The organism is Rathayibacter sp. PhB179 (assembly GCF_004345345.1).
In the GTDB taxonomy this organism is placed as follows: Bacteria; Actinomycetota; Actinomycetes; order Actinomycetales; family Microbacteriaceae; genus Rathayibacter; species Rathayibacter festucae.
On record NZ_SLVD01000009.1, the window covers coordinates 93970 to 109271 of the forward strand.

Genomic DNA, 15302 nt, shown 5'->3' on the forward strand with positions numbered 1-15302 from the left:
CCTGCTCGATCAGCAGGGGTCCGCCTCATGCTGGTCGAGTAGTCCCGCAGGGGCGTATCGAGACCCACCACCGGCACGCCGCCCGCCGCGAGGTCTAGCGTGAAGGCATGACAACCGCTTCTCCGCGCCCCGTCCGCATCGGCGTCCAGATCGCCCCGCAGCACGTCTCCTACGAGGTCATCCGCGACACGCTCGCCGAGCTCGAGGACATCGGCGTCGACATCGCCTTCAACTGGGACCACTTCTACCCGCTCTCCGGCGAGCCCGACGGCCTGCACTTCGAGGGCTGGAGCATGCTCGCCGCCTGGGCCGAGCAGACCAGCCGCATCGAGTTCGGCCCGCTCGTCACCTGCAACAGCTACCGCAACCCCGACCTGCTCGCCGACATGGCCCGCACCGTCGACCACATCAGCGCCAAGGGCGCCGAAGGCCGCCTGATCTTCGGCATCGGCTCCGGCTGGTTCGAGCGCGACTACCAGGAGTACGGCTACGACTTCGGCACCGCCGGGTCGCGCCTCGACGAGCTCTCCGAGGCCATGCCCCGCATCCGCGCCCGCTGGGACAAGCTGAACCCCGCTCCCACCCGCGACATCCCCGTGATGATCGGTGGCGGCGGCGAGAAGAAGACCCTCCGCATCGTCGCGGAGCACGCCGACATCTGGCACAGCTTCTCCGACGTCCCCACCCTCGAGCGCAAGCTCGGCGTCCTCGCCGACTGGTGCGGCCGCGTCGACCGCGACATGGACGCCATCGAGATCTCGACCGGCGCGAGCGTCCGCGGGGGAGTCGGCGACGCCTCCTTCGGCGTGCTCGACCAGCAGTTCGACCTCGGCGCCCGCCTCTTCACTCTCGGCATCACCGGCCCGGACATCGACCTCCAGCCGGTGCGCGACCTGCTCTCCTGGCGCGACGGCAAGAACAGCACCACCCGCTGAGCGGCTCCCCCGGGGTCAGCCGGGCGCGTCCGTCGCCCGCTGGTCCCCGGGGATCGCCTGCGCGAGCCCGGCCTTCTCCGCGGCGAGCACGAAGGCGTCCGCGAGCGCGACCTGGCCCTCGGCCGTCGGATGCACGCCGTCCTCGGCGAGCAGCCCGTCGGCGCGCAGCGGGTCCGGGTACTCGAGGGCGATCCCGCCCGCCGCGTCCACGGCGCCCACGAGCGCCGCATCGTAGGCGTCCAGGTCCTCGGGTCGCGGATCCGGCCCCCACACCGAGTCGAGCGCGATCAGCTTCGCGGAGGGGGAGGCCTCCGCGATCGCCTGCACCGCCGGGCCCATCGCGTCGGCGACCTCCTCGGGGGTCCAGCCGAGGTCGTTGCTGCTGGCGATCAGCACGATCGCGTCGGGCCGGGTGTCGGCGATCTCCTCGGCCCGGTCGCCGACGGCCACGCCGCAGTCGCCCGGCTCGATGAAGCCGCCGCCGTCGCAGCCCAGGTTGACGACGCTCCAGCCCAGGTCGTCCCCGACGAGGGCCGGCCAGGCCTGTCCGGGATCGAGCCCCAGACCGCGGACGATGCTGTCGCCGACGATCGTGACCCGCGCGCCGGCCGGCAGCGCCCCACCGAGCGCGAGCGGCGCGGAGTCGGACAGCGGATCCGAGGTCGGCGACGGCAGAGCCGTGGCCGTGGTCGCGGATGGCGACCGTGTGGCGCCCGTTCCGGCGGGGGCACCGCTGGCACTCGAGCACCCCGCGAGAGCCAGCAGGCCGGCGCCGAGCAGCGCCGCACCGGCCAGGAGCCGTCGGGTCATGCCCGCGGGTCCTTGAGCCCGTCGCGCAGCTCGCCCGCCAGCGCCCGGACCACAGCCTTCAGATCGCCGTCGTTCTCGGCCGCGGTGCGCAGCTGGCGCTGGTAGCTCGCTCCCGCCACGAGGATCAGCTCGACGTCGGCCAGCTCCGCCGCGCAGTCGAGCCGCTCCGCCACCGGCGCGAGCGTCGTGAGCAGATCGCGGATGTCGTCCGTGACGAGCCGTTCGTTCCCGGCCGCGTCGAGGATGATCTCCGCGTCGAGTCCGTAGCGCGCGGCGCGCCACTTGTTCTCCCTGACGTACCAGGGCTGCATCGTCGCGAGCGTCCCGCCCTCGTCGAGCTGGGTGGAGAGGTGCTCGACCAGGCACTGGATCAGCGCCGCGACCGCGCCGATCTCCTCCGGCGAGGACAGCCCGTCGCAGGCGCGCATCTCGATCGTGCCCCACTGCGGCGAGGGGCGGATGTCCCAGCGGACCTCGGTGTGGTCGTCGATGACGCCGGTGCGCATCATGTCGTCGACGTACTCCTCGTAGTTCGCCCAGGCGCCGAACTGCGGCGGCAGCCCGGCGGTGGGCAGCTGCTGGAACATCAGCGCGCGGTTCGAGGCGTAGCCGGTGTCGACGCCGCCCCAGAACGGGCTGGACGCCGAGAGCGCCTGCAGGTGCGGGTAGTAGTCGAGCAGCGCGTTGAGGATGGTGAGGACCTTGTCCCGGTCCTCGATCCCCACGTGCACGTGGATGCCCCAGATCATCATGTTGCGGCCCCACCACTGGGTGCGGTCGATGAGCCGGTGGTACCGCTCCTTGTCGGTGATGGTCTGGTCGTACCACTGCGCGAACGGGTGCGAGCCGGAGCAGACGAGGTCCAGGCCCATCGGGTCGGTGATCTCGCGCACCTGGCGCAGCTGGTCCTGCAGGTCGGCGACGGCGTCGCGGACGGTGCGGTGCACGCCGGAGACCAGCTCGACGGTGTTCTTCAGCAGCTCGCCGGTGATCCGCGGATGCGGCGATCCGTCCTCGCCGCGGAGCGCCTCGAGCACGACGTCGGCGACGTTGGCGAGGTCGCCCGTCTGCCGGTCGACGATGGCGACCTCCCACTCGATCCCGAGGGTGGAGCGGTCGGATTCGGCGAAGGTGATCTCCATGACGGCGTCCTCGTCAGTCCGGCGTCCACCGGGGCGGGACGCGCCCCCACATCCTCGCACCAGAGACCGGAGCGGACGCCGAGTGACGGGTGTCCGTGTCGGGGCCGCAGGCCGGGGGTTTTTCTGGCAGAATGATCCGTCGGGTCCGAGGCGGTCGACCCTCTACTCACCGCCGAAGAAACCCCCTCGAGCTTCCGGCCGGGTGTGCACCCCACGCTCACGGCTCAGTTCATCCATCATCGACCTCACGGTCAACGACCACACAGGAGAATTGTGGCTGTCAAGATTCGTCTGAAGCGCCTCGGCAAGATCCGAGCGCCCTACTACCGCATCGTCGTCGCCGACTCGCGCACCAAGCGCGACGGCCGCGTGATCGAGGAGATCGGCCAGTACCACCCGACCGAGCAGCCCTCGTTCATCAAGGTCGACTCGGAGCGCGCGCAGTACTGGCTCGGAGTCGGCGCGCAGCCGACCGAGCAGGTCGCCGCGATCCTCAAGCTGACCGGCGACTGGGGCCGCTTCAAGGGCGACGCCGACGCCGTCAGCACCGTCCAGGTGAAGGAGCCCAAGGCTCCGTTCGTCGTCGACGCCAAGAAGAAGCCGGTCCTCAAGCCGAAGTCCGAGGCTCCCGCCAAGGCCACCGCGCCCGAGGCGCCCGCCGCCGACGAAGCCTCCACCGAGGCGTAGTCCATGCTCGCTCCCGCCGTCGAACACCTCGTCAAGGGGATCGTCGAGAACCCCGATGAGGTCAAGGTCGTGGCTACGAGCTCCCCGCGCGGAGAGGTCCTCGAGGTGCGCGTGCACCCCGAGGACCTCGGCCGCGTGATCGGACGTTCCGGTCGCACCGCCAAGGCCGTCCGCACTCTCGTCGCTGCCCTCGCCGACGGGCGACGCGTGCGCGTCGACGTCGTCGACACCGACAAGTAGGGTGGCGGCCCCCGCAGCGGGCACGACGCAGCTCCGCGTCGCCCGACTCACCAAGGCCCACGGGCTCAAGGGCGCGATCAAGCTCGAGCTCTACACCGATGAGCCCGACAAGCGCTTCACCCCCGGTGCCTCCTTCACGCTCCAGGTGCCCCGCACCTCCGAGTGGCACGGCAAGAAGCTCGAGCTCGTCGAGCTGCGCTGGTACAACAGCCACCCCGTCGCGTTCTTCAAGGGCATCGCCGACCGCGACGCCGCCGAGACCCTCCTCAAGGCGATCCTCTGGATCGACGAGGAGGTGCAGACCGAGCCCGGCGACGACGACTCCTGGTACGACTACCAGCTGGTCGGCATGTCCGTCGTCCGCGACGGCCGCGAGGTGGGCACGGTCCGCCGCGTCGACCACTTCCCCGCGCAAGACCTCCTGATCGTCGGCACGCCGTCCGGCGAGGTGATGGTCCCGTTCGTGAACGCGATCGTCCCGTCCGTCGACCCGGTCGCCGGCGTCGTCACCGTCACGCCGCCGATCGGCCTCTTCGAGGAGGCTCCCGAGGAGGAGCCCGCCGAGGTGGACCTCAGCGGCGTCGACCTCTCCGACCCCGAGCTGGCCGCGGCCGCGCCGGTCGAGGACGAAGCCGACGCCGAAGCTGAATCCGAGTCCGCCGACGTGACAGCCGACTCCGCGGATGCCGCGACCCCGGACTCCCAGGAGGAGCCGCGGTCGTGAGGATCGACATCGTCACGATCTTCCCGGAGTTCTTCGGCGTCCTCGACATCAGCCTGCTCGGGCGCGCGCGCCAGAGCGGGCTGATCGAGCTCGGGGTGCACGACCTCCGCTCCTTCACGCACGACCGGCACCGCACCGTCGACGACACGCCCTACGGCGGCGGCGCCGGCATGGTGATGCGGCCCGAGCCGTGGGGTGAGGCGTTCGACACGATCCTCGATCCCGCGGCGGACCCGCTGGTGATCTTCCCCTCGCCCGCCGGCGAGGTCTTCACCCAGGCGACCGCGCGCGAGCTCGCGCAGGAGTCGTCCCTCGTGTTCGGCTGCGGCCGCTACGAGGGCATCGACCAGCGCGTCGTCGACCACACCGCCGAGCGCGCCCGCGTGCGGATGATCAGCCTCGGCGACTACGTCCTCAACGGGGGAGAGGTCGCCGTGATGGCGATGATCGAGGCCGTCGGCCGCCTCGTGCCCGGCGTCGTCGGCAATCCGGCGAGCCTGGTCGAGGAGAGCCACTCCGACGGCCTGCTCGAGTACCCCAGCTACACCAAGCCCGCGTCCTGGCGCGGCCTCGACGTCCCCCCGGTGCTGCTCAGCGGCAACCACGGAGCGATCGCCGCCTGGCGCCACGAGCAGAGCGTCGAGCGCACCCGCCGCGTCCGCCCGGAGCTCCTGCCCTGACCCGATCCCGCGAGATGCCACTTGTGACCGCCTTTCTCGGCGTGTCGCGTACTGAAGTGGCATCTCGCCACTGCGTGCGACGGCCCGATCCCGCGAGATGCCACTTGTGACCGCCTTTCTCGGCGTGTCGTGCTCATAAGTGGCATCTCGCGAGGGGGGGGTCAGGGCTCCCGGGCGAGGGTGAGGTGGCGTTCGCGGAGGGCGAGGAAGAGCGGGAAGGCGAAGGCCAGGGCGACCAGGGGCGCGAGCAGGACGAGGATCCAGACCCGCTTCATGCCGATGCGGCGGCCCTCGGTGATCATGAAGGCGACGGCGGCGATCGCCACCACCAGCAGGTCCGTCGTGATCGACGAGACCGCCGGTCCACCGCCCGCGAGGTCGCCGAGGAAGTCGACGCTCTCCAGCACGGCGCGGACGTTGTACGTCCAGGTGCCGACGAGGCCGGCGACGGCGAGCAGAAGGTAGATCACCGCGTGCGGCGTCCAGCCGCGGCGCAGCCGGCTCATCGCGCGACCTCGACGGAGGCGCGGCGCACCGCGACGAGTCCCGCGATCACGAGGGCGAGCACGACCGCGCCGCCGACAGCGAGGGTGAGCGCATCCGGAGCCACGATCGACTGCCCGCGCAGCGCCTGCCAGCAGGTCAGCGCGACGAGGGCGGACCAGGCGAGCGCCGCGAGCGCGACCAGCCGGAGGCGGAGGGTCGCGTCGCCGAGCAGCCGCACCCGCGTCCCCAGCCGTGCGAGCGCGAACGCCAGCAGCGGCAGCCCCTGCAGCGCGTGCATCCCGACGAAGTGCGGGATCCGGAGGTCGCCGCCCGTGGTGCTCCAGCCGAGCAGTGGCAGTCCTGCGCCGCCGTCGTCCACGCCGACCGCGTGCGCGCCGACGACGCCCTGGTAATCCGAGAGCTGCGAGGCGGTCGGCCCGGTCATCAGGAAGGCGAGCGCCATCCCGACGAGTCCGATCACGAGGCCGGCCCGGACCGCGAGAGTGAGCGAGGGGTCGCCGAGCGGCACCCGCGCCAGGAGCGCCGCGAGCACCAGCGTGACCAGCCAGACGACGACGATCGACACCGCCATCGCCGCCCAGAGCGCCGAGTGCAGCGGCGTCGTGACGTTGAAGTGGCTGGTGACGCCCACCGCCGCGGCGCCGCCGATGACGACCATCTCGATCGCGAGACCCGCGACAGCGACGCTGCCGAGGATCCGCGCGAGTCGCCGGCGGCGCTCGGGGACGAGGCCGATCAGCCAGGCGAGCGTCAGTGCGTAGACGGCGATGGAGAGGCAGAACTTCAGCGGCTTCGCCCAGAGCGGCTGGCCGCCGAGCTCGCGCGGGTCGACGAGCAGCAGGACGAGGCAGGCCAGTACGCCGACCGCCATCGCCGCGGCGAGGACGAGGAGCGGGCGGTGCGGACGGGCGAGGACCGCTGCTGCACGCTCCGGACGCTGGATCGTGGCGGTCATCGCGCGACCTCGGCGTTCTCTTGCGCCGCGGTGTGCTCGGAGGCGGACGGCGAGTCCTGCCGCTCCCCGAACCTCCGCTGCGTCTCGCGGGCCTGGGCCACGCGGCGCATCGACTGCAGCACGACATCGCCGAGGGCCGTGCCCACCGCCGCGATCGACGTCTGCTCGCTCACGCTGCTGCGCGCCTCGAGCTCGTCCAGGTCCGCGCCCGCGACGATCGCCGCCGCCCGGGCGTAGGCGTCGAGCCAGGACGGCGTCATCCCGCCCCCGGAGAGCTCCAGGGCGTCGAGGGCTCGGGCCGCCGTCCGCACCGCGGGGTGCTCGCAGTAGTCGTCGCCGACCACCGACCGCACCCGCTCGAGCGCGTCGTCCGAGGCGACGGCCTCGGAGTCGACGTTCGCGGAGACGACGTCCTGCGCCACCTCGAACGCGACCGCCGGGGGAGCGCCCTCGTCCAGCACGGCCGTGATCCGCTTCGCGCCGGCGATGCCGACCCCGCCGCTCTCGATCAGCGCGCGGAGCAGTCGGAGCCGGGCGAGGTGCTCGTCGCCGTACTCGGACCGCTGCGGCCCCGAGGCCGTGCCCGGTGGTAGCAGCCCCTCCCGGATGTAGTACTTGATCGTGGGCAGGCTGACGCCGCTGAGGCGGCTGAGCTCGGAGACTCGCATGCGGATAGTATCGCTATCGGATACCGCTGCTGTCCAGTACTCCGCGGATGAACCTTCGGGGCTGGGATCAGTCCCGCGCGGAGAGGACGATGTTGCCGGTCTCCGTGATGGCGATGGTGTGCTCCATGTGCGCGCCGCGCGAGCCGTCGCGGCTGCGGAGGGTCCAGCCGTCCTTGTCGGTGTAGATCTCGTCGGTGCTCTGCAGGAACCACGGCTCGATCGCCACGACCAGGCCCGGGCGCAGCGGGTAGCCGCGGCCGGCGCGGCCGTCGTTGGCGATGTGCGGGTCGCCGTGCATGGTGCGGCCGACGCCGTGGCCGCCGAAGTCGGTGTTGATGCTGAGCCCCTCGGCGCGGGCGACCGCGGCGATGGCGGCGGAGATGTCGCCGATCTTCTTGCCCGGCTGCGCGGCGGCGATGCCGGCCTCGAGCGCGCGGGTCGTGGTGTCGACGAGCTTCAGGTCCTCGGGGCGGGGCGTGCCGACGGCGACGGTGATCGCGGAGTCGGCGACCCAGCCGTCGACGGAGGCGGCGAAGTCCAGGGTCAGCAGGTCGCCGTCGCGCAGGCGGTAGTCGAAGGGGAGGCCGTGCAGCACGGCGTCGTTCACCGACGTGCAGATCACCTTGCCGAAGGGGCTGGCGCCGAACGACGGGTGGTAGTCGATGTAGCAGGACTCCGCTCCGGCCGAGCGGATCATGTCGTGGGCGAGGCGGTCGAGCTCGAGAAGGTTGACGCCCACGGCGGCCGCGGCTGACGTCGCCTTCAGCACCTCGGCGACGAAGCGGCCGGCCGGGCGCATCTCCTCGATCTCGGCGGGTGTGCGCAGCTCGATCATGCTGATCCTCTCGGGGGTCGCTGAGGCGTTCTTCAGCGGTCATGGGTACCGTCGGTGCATGCGCACGAGACGGGCTTTCGGTTCCTGGCTGTTCCCTGCGGCGGTCGTCCTGCCGCTCTGGATCCTCCTGGGGTACGGACTCTTCGGAGGATCGAGCGGCTGGACCGTGCTCGGCCTGGTCATCGCCCTCCCCATTCTGGCGGTCGGTCTGGCCGTCGTCGCGAGCGTCGTGGCGTTTCGGGTGACCGTGCGGCCCTCCCGGACCCCCGCCTGGGGCGACGTGGCCGCGCTCGGCGCCTGGCACGTCTCGCTGATCGCCTTCGGCTTCTTCCCTCCCGGGGCGTGGGCGCTCGGACTGCTCTCGATCCTGCTGGGAGTCGTCGCGTTCACCCACTCCGTCTGGCGCTTCTTCACGGATGCACGCGCGACGCTCCTCGCCTTCGCCGCGGCCGCCGAGGTGCAGGCCCAGGGCGGCCCGCAGCCGCAGCCGGTGACGGACGACCGCTTCGACCCGGAGCGCCCCCAGGACGGGCAGACGATCGTCCTCTGAAGCGACCGTGCCGGATCGCGGCTTCCACTCCTCGCAAGTTGTCGTAGTGGGCATCCGAGTACGACAACTTCTGCGTTCTGCCGCTAGACCTGCGTGGCCCCGCGTCGCCGCTCTCCAGAAGTTGTCGTAGCGGGCGCCCCGGTACGACAACTTCTGCGGAGTTGCCCTCGCGCATCCGTCCTCAGGACCTCGCCGGGACCGCCGCTTTGACGCGCGCTCCGGCGCCATGGCAGAATGAGCGCTTGTGCCTCGCGCAGGCTCTGCCACAGGGGAGCCGCGACGACGTGGGCACGACCGACTTCCATCAACGAAACGGTGTTCGACCTGTGGCGGGCACGGAGAGCGATACAGCATGCACATCCTCGACTCACTCGATGCGGCGTCACTCCGCACCGACATCCCCGAGTTCCGCGCCGGCGACACCGTCAAGGTGCACGTCAACATCGTCGAGGGCACCCGCTCGCGCATCCAGATCTTCCAGGGCGTCGTCATCGGCCGCTCGAACGAGGGCGTCCGCGAGACCTTCACGGTCCGCAAGGTCAGCTTCCAGGTCGGCGTCGAGCGCACCTTCCCGGTCCACTCCCCGGTGATCGACCACATCGAGGTCGTCACCCGCGGTGACGTGCGTCGCGCGAAGCTCTACTACCTCCGCAACCTCCGCGGCAAGAAGGCGAAGATCAAGGAGAAGCGCGACTCCTGAGCGGCGTCCGCACAGCGATTCCCGGACCCCGGCCCATCTATGATGGACCGGGGTCCGACCCTTTTCCGGGGCGGTACGACCCGGTGATCCACAGACCGGCGCGGCACCGCGCGGGTCGACCACAGTAGGGGCCACGGCACGCGATGACAGACAGCACGGCCCCCGTGACCCTCCCGCACGACGGCGGCCGCCACTCCGCCGATCCGGACGGCGAGCACCGGCCCCGCCGTCGCCGACGGGGAGTGCTCCTCTTCCTCCGCGACGTGCTGATCATCGTCGTCGTCGCCGTCCTGGTGTCCTTCCTCGTCAAGACGTTCCTGATCCGCTCGTTCTACATCCCGTCCTCCTCGATGGAGCAGACGCTGGTCGAGAACGACCGCATCCTCGTGAACGAGCTGGTCCCCGGGGTCGTCCCGATCTCGCGCGGCGACGTGGTCGTCTTCCGCGATCCGGGCGGCTGGCTCTCGCCGACCACCGAGCCCGAGGTCCCCGCCTTCCAGGCCGCCATCGACTCCGCCCTCGCGCTCGTCGGCCTCACCGCGCCGGACAGCAACGACCACCTGATCAAGCGGGTCATCGGCCTGCCCGGCGATCACGTCACCTGCTGCACGCCGCTCGGCCAGGTCGAGATCAACGGGAATCCCATCTCGGAGCCGTACGTGAAGCTCCCCGACGGCGTCCAGGCGGTCTCGGCGACCCCGTTCGACGTGGTCGTGCCCGAGGGCTCGCTCTGGGTGATGGGCGACAACCGCTACAACTCCGCCGACTCCCGGTACAACACCGACAAGCCCGGCAACGGCTTCGTGCCGATCGACAACGTCGTCGGCCGCGCGATCCTGGTCACCTGGCCGGTGCAGCAGTGGGCCTGGCTGGACGACTACCCGTCGGTGTTCCGCGGCGTCGACACCGAGGCGTCCGACGAGCAGTCGGAGGACGACCGGGCCAGCGCGGGCGGGCGCTAGGTGGTCGTCGCCGACCCGGACCTCCGCGAGGAGCGCCGGCTCTTCCGTCAGGGCTTCGAGAGCGTCATCGGCTGCGACGAGGTCGGCCGCGGCGCGATCGCCGGACCGGTCTCCGTCGGCGTCGTCGCGATCGGCTCGCGCTGCGGCCGCTTCCCGGAGGGCCTGCGAGACTCGAAGATGCTCGCCCCCGCGCGCCGCGAGGCACTGCTGCCCGGCGTGGTGAAGTGGGTGTCCGGCTGGGCGATCGGCGAGTCCTCCGCCGACGAGATCGACGACACCGGGATCATCGCCGGCCTCGGCCGCGCCGCCTCGCGCGGCATCGAGCGCCTCGTCGACCAGGGCGTGGAGCTGTCCCGCGCCGTCGTCCTGCTCGACGGCAAGCACGACTGGCTCACGCCCGCGCTCGGCCCGTGGGCGGCGGAGCTGACGATCGTCACCCGCATCAAGGCCGACCGCGACTGCGCCTCCGTCTCGGCCGCCTCCGTGCTGGCGAAGGTCGGCCGCGACGGCCAGATGGTGCGCCACCACGACGACTTCGCCGATTACGCCTGGGACAGCAACAAGGGCTACGGCAGCGCCGCGCACTGGGCCGGCCTGGATCGGGTCGGGCCGTCGCCGCTGCACCGGGTGACGTGGCTGTCGCGCTCGCGCGAGGCCGGAGCGGACGCCGTCTCTGCGTAGGGCGGTCCCGGCGGAGGGTCGTGTCGCGTAGAATCGACGGACGATGGATGAGGACGAGTTCGAGGACTACGACCGCGAGGTCGAGCTGGCACTGTACCGGGAGTACCGCGACGTCGTCTCGCAGTTCTCGTACGTCGTCGAGACCGAGCGGCGCTTCTACCTCGCCAACGAGGTCGAGCTGGTCCGCCGCGACACCGAGCACGACTTCTACTTCGAGCTGACCATGCGCGACGTCTGGGTCTGGGACGTCTACCGCTCCGACCGCTTCGTGAAGTCCGTCCGCGTCCTGACCTTCAAGGACGTCAACGTCGAGGAGCTCTCCCGCAAGGAGTTCGAGCTCCCGAAGGAGCTGGCCCTCGACGAGTAGGGCTTCCGGCTCGTTCTCTCCGGGTTGAGAAGCGCTTCCGGCGCACACCCCCCCCTGCCGAGGAGCGCTTGCAGCGCTCCATTCTCCGGCTGAGGAGCGCCTGCAGCGCACCCTTCTCCGGCTGAGGAGCGCTTGCAGCGCACTCTTCCCTCCGCTGATCGAGTAGCGGTGGCGCTCATCGAAACTTCGCAGACGGACGTCGCTGACGGCTCTTCCCTCGGGCCGCGGCCGGCCTCATTGATGCTGGTCGAGTAGCCGCCGAAGGCGGCGTATCGAGACCCACCCTCACAAGGGGCCGGCAGCGGCTGGTCTCACGATTCCGGCATGCATCACGCACCGCCCGGCCTTCACGCTGGTCGAGTAGCCGCCGCAGGCGGTGGATCGAGACCCACCCTCACAAGGGGCCGGCACCGGCTGTTCCTCCGCTTCCGGAGCGCATCACGCACCGCCCGGCCTTCATGCTGGTCGAGTAGCCGCCGGAGGCGGCGTATCGAGACCCACTGTCGACGGACGATCCCGCGCCGATCGACGCCGCCGGACCCGCCCTCCACAGCTCCGGATTCCCCGCTCCCTCCCCAGTTCTACCGCCGCCCGCCCCGTGCCACCTCTCTCTCCGCGACCCTTCCCTCGGGAGGTTCTGCATGGACAAGGACGAGTTGGGCCGTCGCGGCGAGGAGATCGCTGCGGCGCACCTGAGGGAGCGCGGTTTCGAGATCCTCGACCGCAATTGGCGGGTGCGGGAGGGGGAGCTGGACATCGTGGCGCGGGAGGGTTCGGCGTTGGTGGTGGTGGAGGTGAAGACGCGGTCCTCGACGCGGTTCGGGTTGCCGATCGAGGCGATCACGCGGGTGAAGGCGCAGCGGCTGCGGCGGCTGGCGTATGCGTGGGCGCGGGAGCACGACGAGCGCTCGCGGCACCTGCGCATCGACGCGGTCGGCATCGTCGCGCCGGACGGAGTGCCGTCGCAGGTGCGTCATGTGCGGGCGGTGGCCTGATGGGGCTGGGGCGGACATCCGCGGTCGGTCTGGTCGGCTTCACCGGCGCGGTGGTGGGGGTGGAGGCGCACTCGGCGGACGGCACTCCGGGGATGGTGATCATCGGTCTGCCGGATGCGGCGCTGTCGCAGGCGAAGGAGCGGGTGCGGTCCGCAGCGATCAACTCGGGCAGCGGGATCGCGGAGTACAAGATGACGGTGAACCTGTCGCCGGCGGCGATGCCCAAGCACGGGTCCGCGTTCGACCTCGCGATCGGGCTCGCGGCGCTGGCGGCGCTGGGGGAGGTGAACCGGGAATCGGTCGCGGCGGTCGTGCACATCGGCGAGCTCGGGCTCGACGGGCGACTGCAATCGGTGCCGGGAGTGCTGCCCGCGGTACTCGCCGCGGCCCGGGCCGGCCGATACAGGGTGATGGTGCCCGAGGACGACCGGCTCGAAGCGGAGTTGGTGGACGGGGTGGACGTCATCCCGGTCTCGTCCCTGGCGGCGGCCGCCGTGTGGCACGGGGCGGAGTGGGACGTGCCGGTCCTGCCGGAGCGTTCCGCTGCGCCTCCAGCCGTTCGTGAGCCGGAGTCCCGGCTCGACTTCGCGGACGTGATCGGCAACGAGGAAGCGGCGTCCGCGATGATCGCCGCAGCGGCGGGCGGGCACCACGTGTTCCTCCTCGGTCCGCCCGGAGCGGGGAAGACGATGCTCGCCTCACGCCTGCCCGGGATCCTGCCGGATCTCGACGACGAGGCGGCACTCGAGGCGACCTGCATGCGCTCCCTCGTCGGCGAGCACACCGGCGGCACCCTTGTGAGGCGTCCGCCGTTCGAGAGTCCGCACCACTCCGCCTCCGCCGCAGCGATCGTCGGCGGCGGCAGCGGCAGGATCCGGCCGGGAGCCGTCGCACGCGCGACCCGCGGGGTCCTCTTCCTGGACGAGGCTCCGGAGTTCTCCGCGGTTGCCCTCGACGCGCTGCGGCAGCCGCTCGAGTCGGGCGTGATCCGCATCCACCGTGCGAACGTCATGGCGGAGTTCCCGGCCCGCGTGCAGCTCGTGCTCGCGGCGAATCCGTGCCCCTGCGGGCGCCACGGCATCCGGGGTGAGATCTGCTCGTGCTCGCCGCCGGTGCGGCGGCGCTACCTGGCGCGGCTGAGCGGTCCGCTGCTCGACCGCGTCGACATCCGGCTGACCGTACGGCGCATCGGGGCGGCACAGCTCGCCGTCCGTCGCGACGAGCCTGGGCTTTCGACGGCGCAGGCTCGCGCTCGGGTGGTCGCCGCGCGGGCCCGCGCTCGGGCGCGCTTGGCAGGCACCCCGTGGTCGGTGAACGCCGAGGTCGACGGCGCGTGGCTCCGCGCGACCCCGCAGCGCCCGACCGCCCGGGAGTCGGGCACCCTCGACCTGGCCCTGGAGCGCGGGCTGGTGACGATGCGCGGCTACGACCGCGTGCTGCGCCTCGCCTGGACGCTCGCCGACCTCGACGAGATCGACCGCCCCGCTGCGAGCCACCTCGCCCGCGCACTGATTCTGCGGGGAGCGGGCTCGTGACGGCCGTCGCCGAGCTCTTCGACCGGACCGAGACGCGCCTTGCACGGCGGCTGCTTCCCGAGGACAGCGAGTCCGATCCGGTGGAGGCGCTCGCGCGCGCGGCGTGGTCCTCGCTCGCCGAACCGGGCGATGCGGTGGCCGGGACGCTGATCGAGCGATTCGGTGCAGGCGGCGCGCTCGCCCATGTCGTGGGGACGGCGTCGGCGGGGGAGATCCTCGCGGAGTCGGCAGCAGACGTGCGCCGGAGGGGGACCGGATGCGCGGATGACGCTGCCGCGGAGACCGGCCGCTCCGAGAACTCGTTCGACTCGACAGGCGACGGAGAGAGCGACGGGGACGACTCCCGCAGCGGAACGCGGGTCCTCGCCGCAGGTCTGGCGCGCTGGCGCGCCCGGGTCGACAGGGCCCTGCTCCTCCGCCGCCTGGAGATCGCGCACCGTCTCGACGCACGACTGCTGCTGCCGGGCTGCGACGGCTGGCCGCAGCCGCTCGCCGACCTGGGGGAGCACGCGCCGTTCGTGCTCTGGAGCCGCGGCGATCCGCTCGCCCTCGCCGCTCCGCATCGGCTGGCCGTCGTCGGGGCCCGCGCGGCGACCGGCTACGGCGAGCACGTCGCCGCGGACCTCGCCGCCGGCACCGCCGAGCGCGGCGTCCTCATCGTGTCCGGTGCCGCCTTCGGTATCGATGCGGTCGCGCACAAGGCGGCACTCGGTGCGGGCGGGCGCACGGTCGCCTTCCTCGCCGGTGGTTCGGACCGGCTGTACCCGACGGCGCACACCGACCTCCTGCACCGCGTCATCGCGACGCCCGGCTGCTCGGTGGTGACGGAGGTGCCGCCGGGCACCACTCCGACGCGCTGGCGCTTCCTGCAGCGCAACAGGCTGATCGCCGCGTCGACCGCTGCCACGGTCGTCGTGGAGGCGGGAGCCCGCTCCGGGTCGTTGAACACCGCCGGCCACGCGGCGGCGCTCGGAAGGCCGCTCGGCGCGGTACCCGGCCCGGTGACGAGCGCCTCGTCGGCGGGCTGCCATCGGCTCCTCCGGGAGTACGCCGCGACCTGCGTGACGTCGGCTCCGGAGGTCGTCGAGCTGCTCGGCATGTCCGCGGTGCTCGCCACCGCGCCGGACGTCACGCGAACGGCCGCGCGCGTCCTCGACGTCCTTCGAGCGGAGGGCGCGCACGAGACGGAGCTGCTCGCTCAGCGCTCCGGTCTGTCCGTTCCCGAGACCCTCGACGTCCTCGGGACCTGCCTCGCGGGCGGGCTCGTCCAGCGCGACGCGGAGGGGAGGTGGCGGGCAGCCGCGTGAGGATCAGCGGCGCCGATCGGCG

General features: G+C 71.9%; 19 protein-coding genes. 13 read left to right on the plus strand and 6 right to left on the minus strand.

The window, feature by feature from the left end; genetic code table 11:
* Positions 1 to 107 precede the first annotated feature (107 nt).
* Positions 108 to 935, plus strand: coding sequence for an LLM class F420-dependent oxidoreductase (locus EDF43_RS17185; protein WP_123732175.1), 828 nt, complete (start codon positions 108 to 110; stop codon positions 933 to 935).
* 15 nt (positions 936 to 950) lie between these two features.
* Here EDF43_RS17185 and EDF43_RS17190 read toward each other — a convergent pair whose 3' ends face one another.
* Together EDF43_RS17190 and EDF43_RS17195 are read right to left on the minus strand one after the other, a co-directional pair.
* Positions 951 to 1745 carry an SGNH/GDSL hydrolase family protein gene (locus tag EDF43_RS17190; protein WP_132437825.1) on the minus strand — a complete coding sequence of 265 codons (795 nt, stop codon included), beginning with the start codon at positions 1743 to 1745 and terminating at the stop codon, positions 951 to 953.
* Complete coding sequence (locus tag EDF43_RS17195; protein WP_132437826.1) at positions 1742 to 2887, minus strand: glutamate--cysteine ligase; 1146 nt, start codon at positions 2885 to 2887, stop codon at positions 1742 to 1744. Before EDF43_RS17195 ends, EDF43_RS17190 begins: the two co-directional genes overlap by 4 nt.
* Before the next feature lie 273 nt (positions 2888 to 3160).
* Between EDF43_RS17195 and rpsP the strand changes: the two genes are divergently transcribed.
* Genes rpsP through trmD form a run of 4 tightly spaced genes read left to right on the plus strand, consistent with a single transcriptional unit; the run spans position 3161 to position 5218 of the window.
* Positions 3161 to 3574, plus strand: coding sequence for a 30S ribosomal protein S16 (gene rpsP / locus EDF43_RS17200; RefSeq protein ID WP_123445713.1), 414 nt, complete (start codon positions 3161 to 3163; stop codon positions 3572 to 3574).
* Between the two features lie 3 nt (positions 3575 to 3577).
* Entirely contained in the window at positions 3578 to 3814 is a 237-nt protein-coding gene (locus tag EDF43_RS17205; RefSeq protein WP_123445714.1) for an RNA-binding protein, read from the plus strand.
* 1 nt (position 3815) lies between these two features.
* A complete protein-coding gene (rimM, locus tag EDF43_RS17210) occupies positions 3816 to 4538 on the plus strand; it encodes a ribosome maturation factor RimM (RefSeq protein ID WP_123736846.1) in 723 nt (240 codons plus the stop codon).
* Positions 4535 to 5218, plus strand: coding sequence for a tRNA (guanosine(37)-N1)-methyltransferase TrmD (gene trmD, locus EDF43_RS17215; RefSeq protein ID WP_123445716.1), 684 nt, complete (start codon positions 4535 to 4537; stop codon positions 5216 to 5218). The genes rimM and trmD overlap by 4 nt, the downstream gene beginning before the upstream one ends.
* 161 nt (positions 5219 to 5379) lie before the next feature.
* Here trmD and EDF43_RS17220 read toward each other — a convergent pair whose 3' ends face one another.
* From EDF43_RS17220 to map, 4 genes are all read right to left on the minus strand, one after another.
* Positions 5380 to 5724 carry a DUF2834 domain-containing protein gene (locus EDF43_RS17220; RefSeq protein WP_132437827.1) on the minus strand — a complete coding sequence of 115 codons (345 nt, stop codon included), beginning with the start codon at positions 5722 to 5724 and terminating at the stop codon, positions 5380 to 5382.
* The gene (locus EDF43_RS17225; RefSeq protein WP_132437828.1) at positions 5721 to 6680 is read right to left on the minus strand and encodes a hypothetical protein; all 960 of its coding nucleotides are present in this window, start codon (positions 6678 to 6680) and stop codon (positions 5721 to 5723) included. The genes EDF43_RS17220 and EDF43_RS17225 overlap by 4 nt, the downstream gene beginning before the upstream one ends.
* Complete coding sequence (locus EDF43_RS17230) at positions 6677 to 7348, minus strand: MerR family transcriptional regulator (protein ID WP_132437829.1); 672 nt, start codon at positions 7346 to 7348, stop codon at positions 6677 to 6679. The genes EDF43_RS17225 and EDF43_RS17230 overlap by 4 nt, the downstream gene beginning before the upstream one ends.
* 67 nt (positions 7349 to 7415) lie before the next feature.
* Positions 7416 to 8183, minus strand: a complete 768-nt coding sequence (gene map, locus EDF43_RS17235) for a type I methionyl aminopeptidase (RefSeq protein ID WP_123445720.1) — start codon at positions 8181 to 8183, stop codon at positions 7416 to 7418.
* Positions 8184 to 8241: 58 nt separating this feature from the next.
* On the opposite strand from map, the gene EDF43_RS17240 reads away from it, so the two are divergent.
* The 8 genes from EDF43_RS17240 (at position 8242) to dprA (ending at position 15280) form a co-directional block, all read left to right on the plus strand.
* Entirely contained in the window at positions 8242 to 8733 is a 492-nt protein-coding gene (locus tag EDF43_RS17240; RefSeq protein ID WP_132437830.1) for a hypothetical protein, read from the plus strand.
* 352 nt (positions 8734 to 9085) lie between these two features.
* Positions 9086 to 9433, plus strand: a complete 348-nt coding sequence (gene rplS / locus EDF43_RS17245; protein WP_123445722.1) for a 50S ribosomal protein L19 — start codon at positions 9086 to 9088, stop codon at positions 9431 to 9433.
* A gap of 143 nt (positions 9434 to 9576) precedes the next feature.
* Positions 9577 to 10395: a signal peptidase I gene (gene lepB, locus EDF43_RS17250; protein ID WP_123736852.1), complete on the plus strand. Its 819-nt coding sequence runs from the start codon at positions 9577 to 9579 to the stop codon at positions 10393 to 10395.
* Entirely contained in the window at positions 10396 to 11076 is a 681-nt protein-coding gene (locus EDF43_RS17255; RefSeq protein WP_132437831.1) for a ribonuclease HII, read from the plus strand.
* A 43-nt stretch (positions 11077 to 11119) separates the two neighbouring features.
* Complete coding sequence (locus tag EDF43_RS17260) at positions 11120 to 11443, plus strand: DUF2469 family protein (protein WP_056044100.1); 324 nt, start codon at positions 11120 to 11122, stop codon at positions 11441 to 11443.
* Positions 11444 to 12084: 641 nt separating this feature from the next.
* Entirely contained in the window at positions 12085 to 12438 is a 354-nt protein-coding gene (locus EDF43_RS17265; RefSeq protein WP_123736854.1) for a YraN family protein, read from the plus strand.
* Positions 12438 to 13973 carry a YifB family Mg chelatase-like AAA ATPase gene (locus EDF43_RS17270; protein WP_132437832.1) on the plus strand — a complete coding sequence of 512 codons (1536 nt, stop codon included), beginning with the start codon at positions 12438 to 12440 and terminating at the stop codon, positions 13971 to 13973. The genes EDF43_RS17265 and EDF43_RS17270 overlap by 1 nt, the downstream gene beginning before the upstream one ends.
* Positions 13970 to 15280 carry a DNA-processing protein DprA gene (gene dprA / locus EDF43_RS17275; protein ID WP_243581622.1) on the plus strand — a complete coding sequence of 437 codons (1311 nt, stop codon included), beginning with the start codon at positions 13970 to 13972 and terminating at the stop codon, positions 15278 to 15280. The genes EDF43_RS17270 and dprA overlap by 4 nt, the downstream gene beginning before the upstream one ends.
* Positions 15281 to 15302: the final 22 nt, after the last annotated feature.

Excerpts from the sequence above, each read along its gene's own strand:
- EDF43_RS17185 (WP_123732175.1), top strand. The coding sequence starts at position 108 with ATGACAACCGCTTCTCCGCGCCCCGTCCGCATCGGCGTCCAGATCGCC.
- EDF43_RS17190 (WP_132437825.1), bottom strand. The coding sequence starts at position 1,745 with ATGACCCGACGGCTCCTGGCCGGTGCGGCGCTGCTCGGCGCCGGCCTG.
- EDF43_RS17195 (WP_132437826.1), bottom strand. The coding sequence starts at position 2,887 with ATGGAGATCACCTTCGCCGAATCCGACCGCTCCACCCTCGGGATCGAG.
- EDF43_RS17205 (WP_123445714.1), top strand. The coding sequence starts at position 3,578 with ATGCTCGCTCCCGCCGTCGAACACCTCGTCAAGGGGATCGTCGAGAAC.
- EDF43_RS17220 (WP_132437827.1), bottom strand. The coding sequence starts at position 5,724 with ATGAGCCGGCTGCGCCGCGGCTGGACGCCGCACGCGGTGATCTACCTT.
- EDF43_RS17225 (WP_132437828.1), bottom strand. The coding sequence starts at position 6,680 with ATGACCGCCACGATCCAGCGTCCGGAGCGTGCAGCAGCGGTCCTCGCC.
- EDF43_RS17230 (WP_132437829.1), bottom strand. The coding sequence starts at position 7,348 with ATGCGAGTCTCCGAGCTCAGCCGCCTCAGCGGCGTCAGCCTGCCCACG.
- map (WP_123445720.1), bottom strand. The coding sequence starts at position 8,183 with ATGATCGAGCTGCGCACACCCGCCGAGATCGAGGAGATGCGCCCGGCC.
- EDF43_RS17240 (WP_132437830.1), top strand. The coding sequence starts at position 8,242 with ATGCGCACGAGACGGGCTTTCGGTTCCTGGCTGTTCCCTGCGGCGGTC.
- rplS (WP_123445722.1), top strand. The coding sequence starts at position 9,086 with ATGCACATCCTCGACTCACTCGATGCGGCGTCACTCCGCACCGACATC.
- lepB (WP_123736852.1), top strand. The coding sequence starts at position 9,577 with ATGACAGACAGCACGGCCCCCGTGACCCTCCCGCACGACGGCGGCCGC.
- EDF43_RS17260 (WP_056044100.1), top strand. The coding sequence starts at position 11,120 with ATGGATGAGGACGAGTTCGAGGACTACGACCGCGAGGTCGAGCTGGCA.
- EDF43_RS17265 (WP_123736854.1), top strand. The coding sequence starts at position 12,085 with ATGGACAAGGACGAGTTGGGCCGTCGCGGCGAGGAGATCGCTGCGGCG.
- EDF43_RS17270 (WP_132437832.1), top strand. The coding sequence starts at position 12,438 with ATGGGGCTGGGGCGGACATCCGCGGTCGGTCTGGTCGGCTTCACCGGC.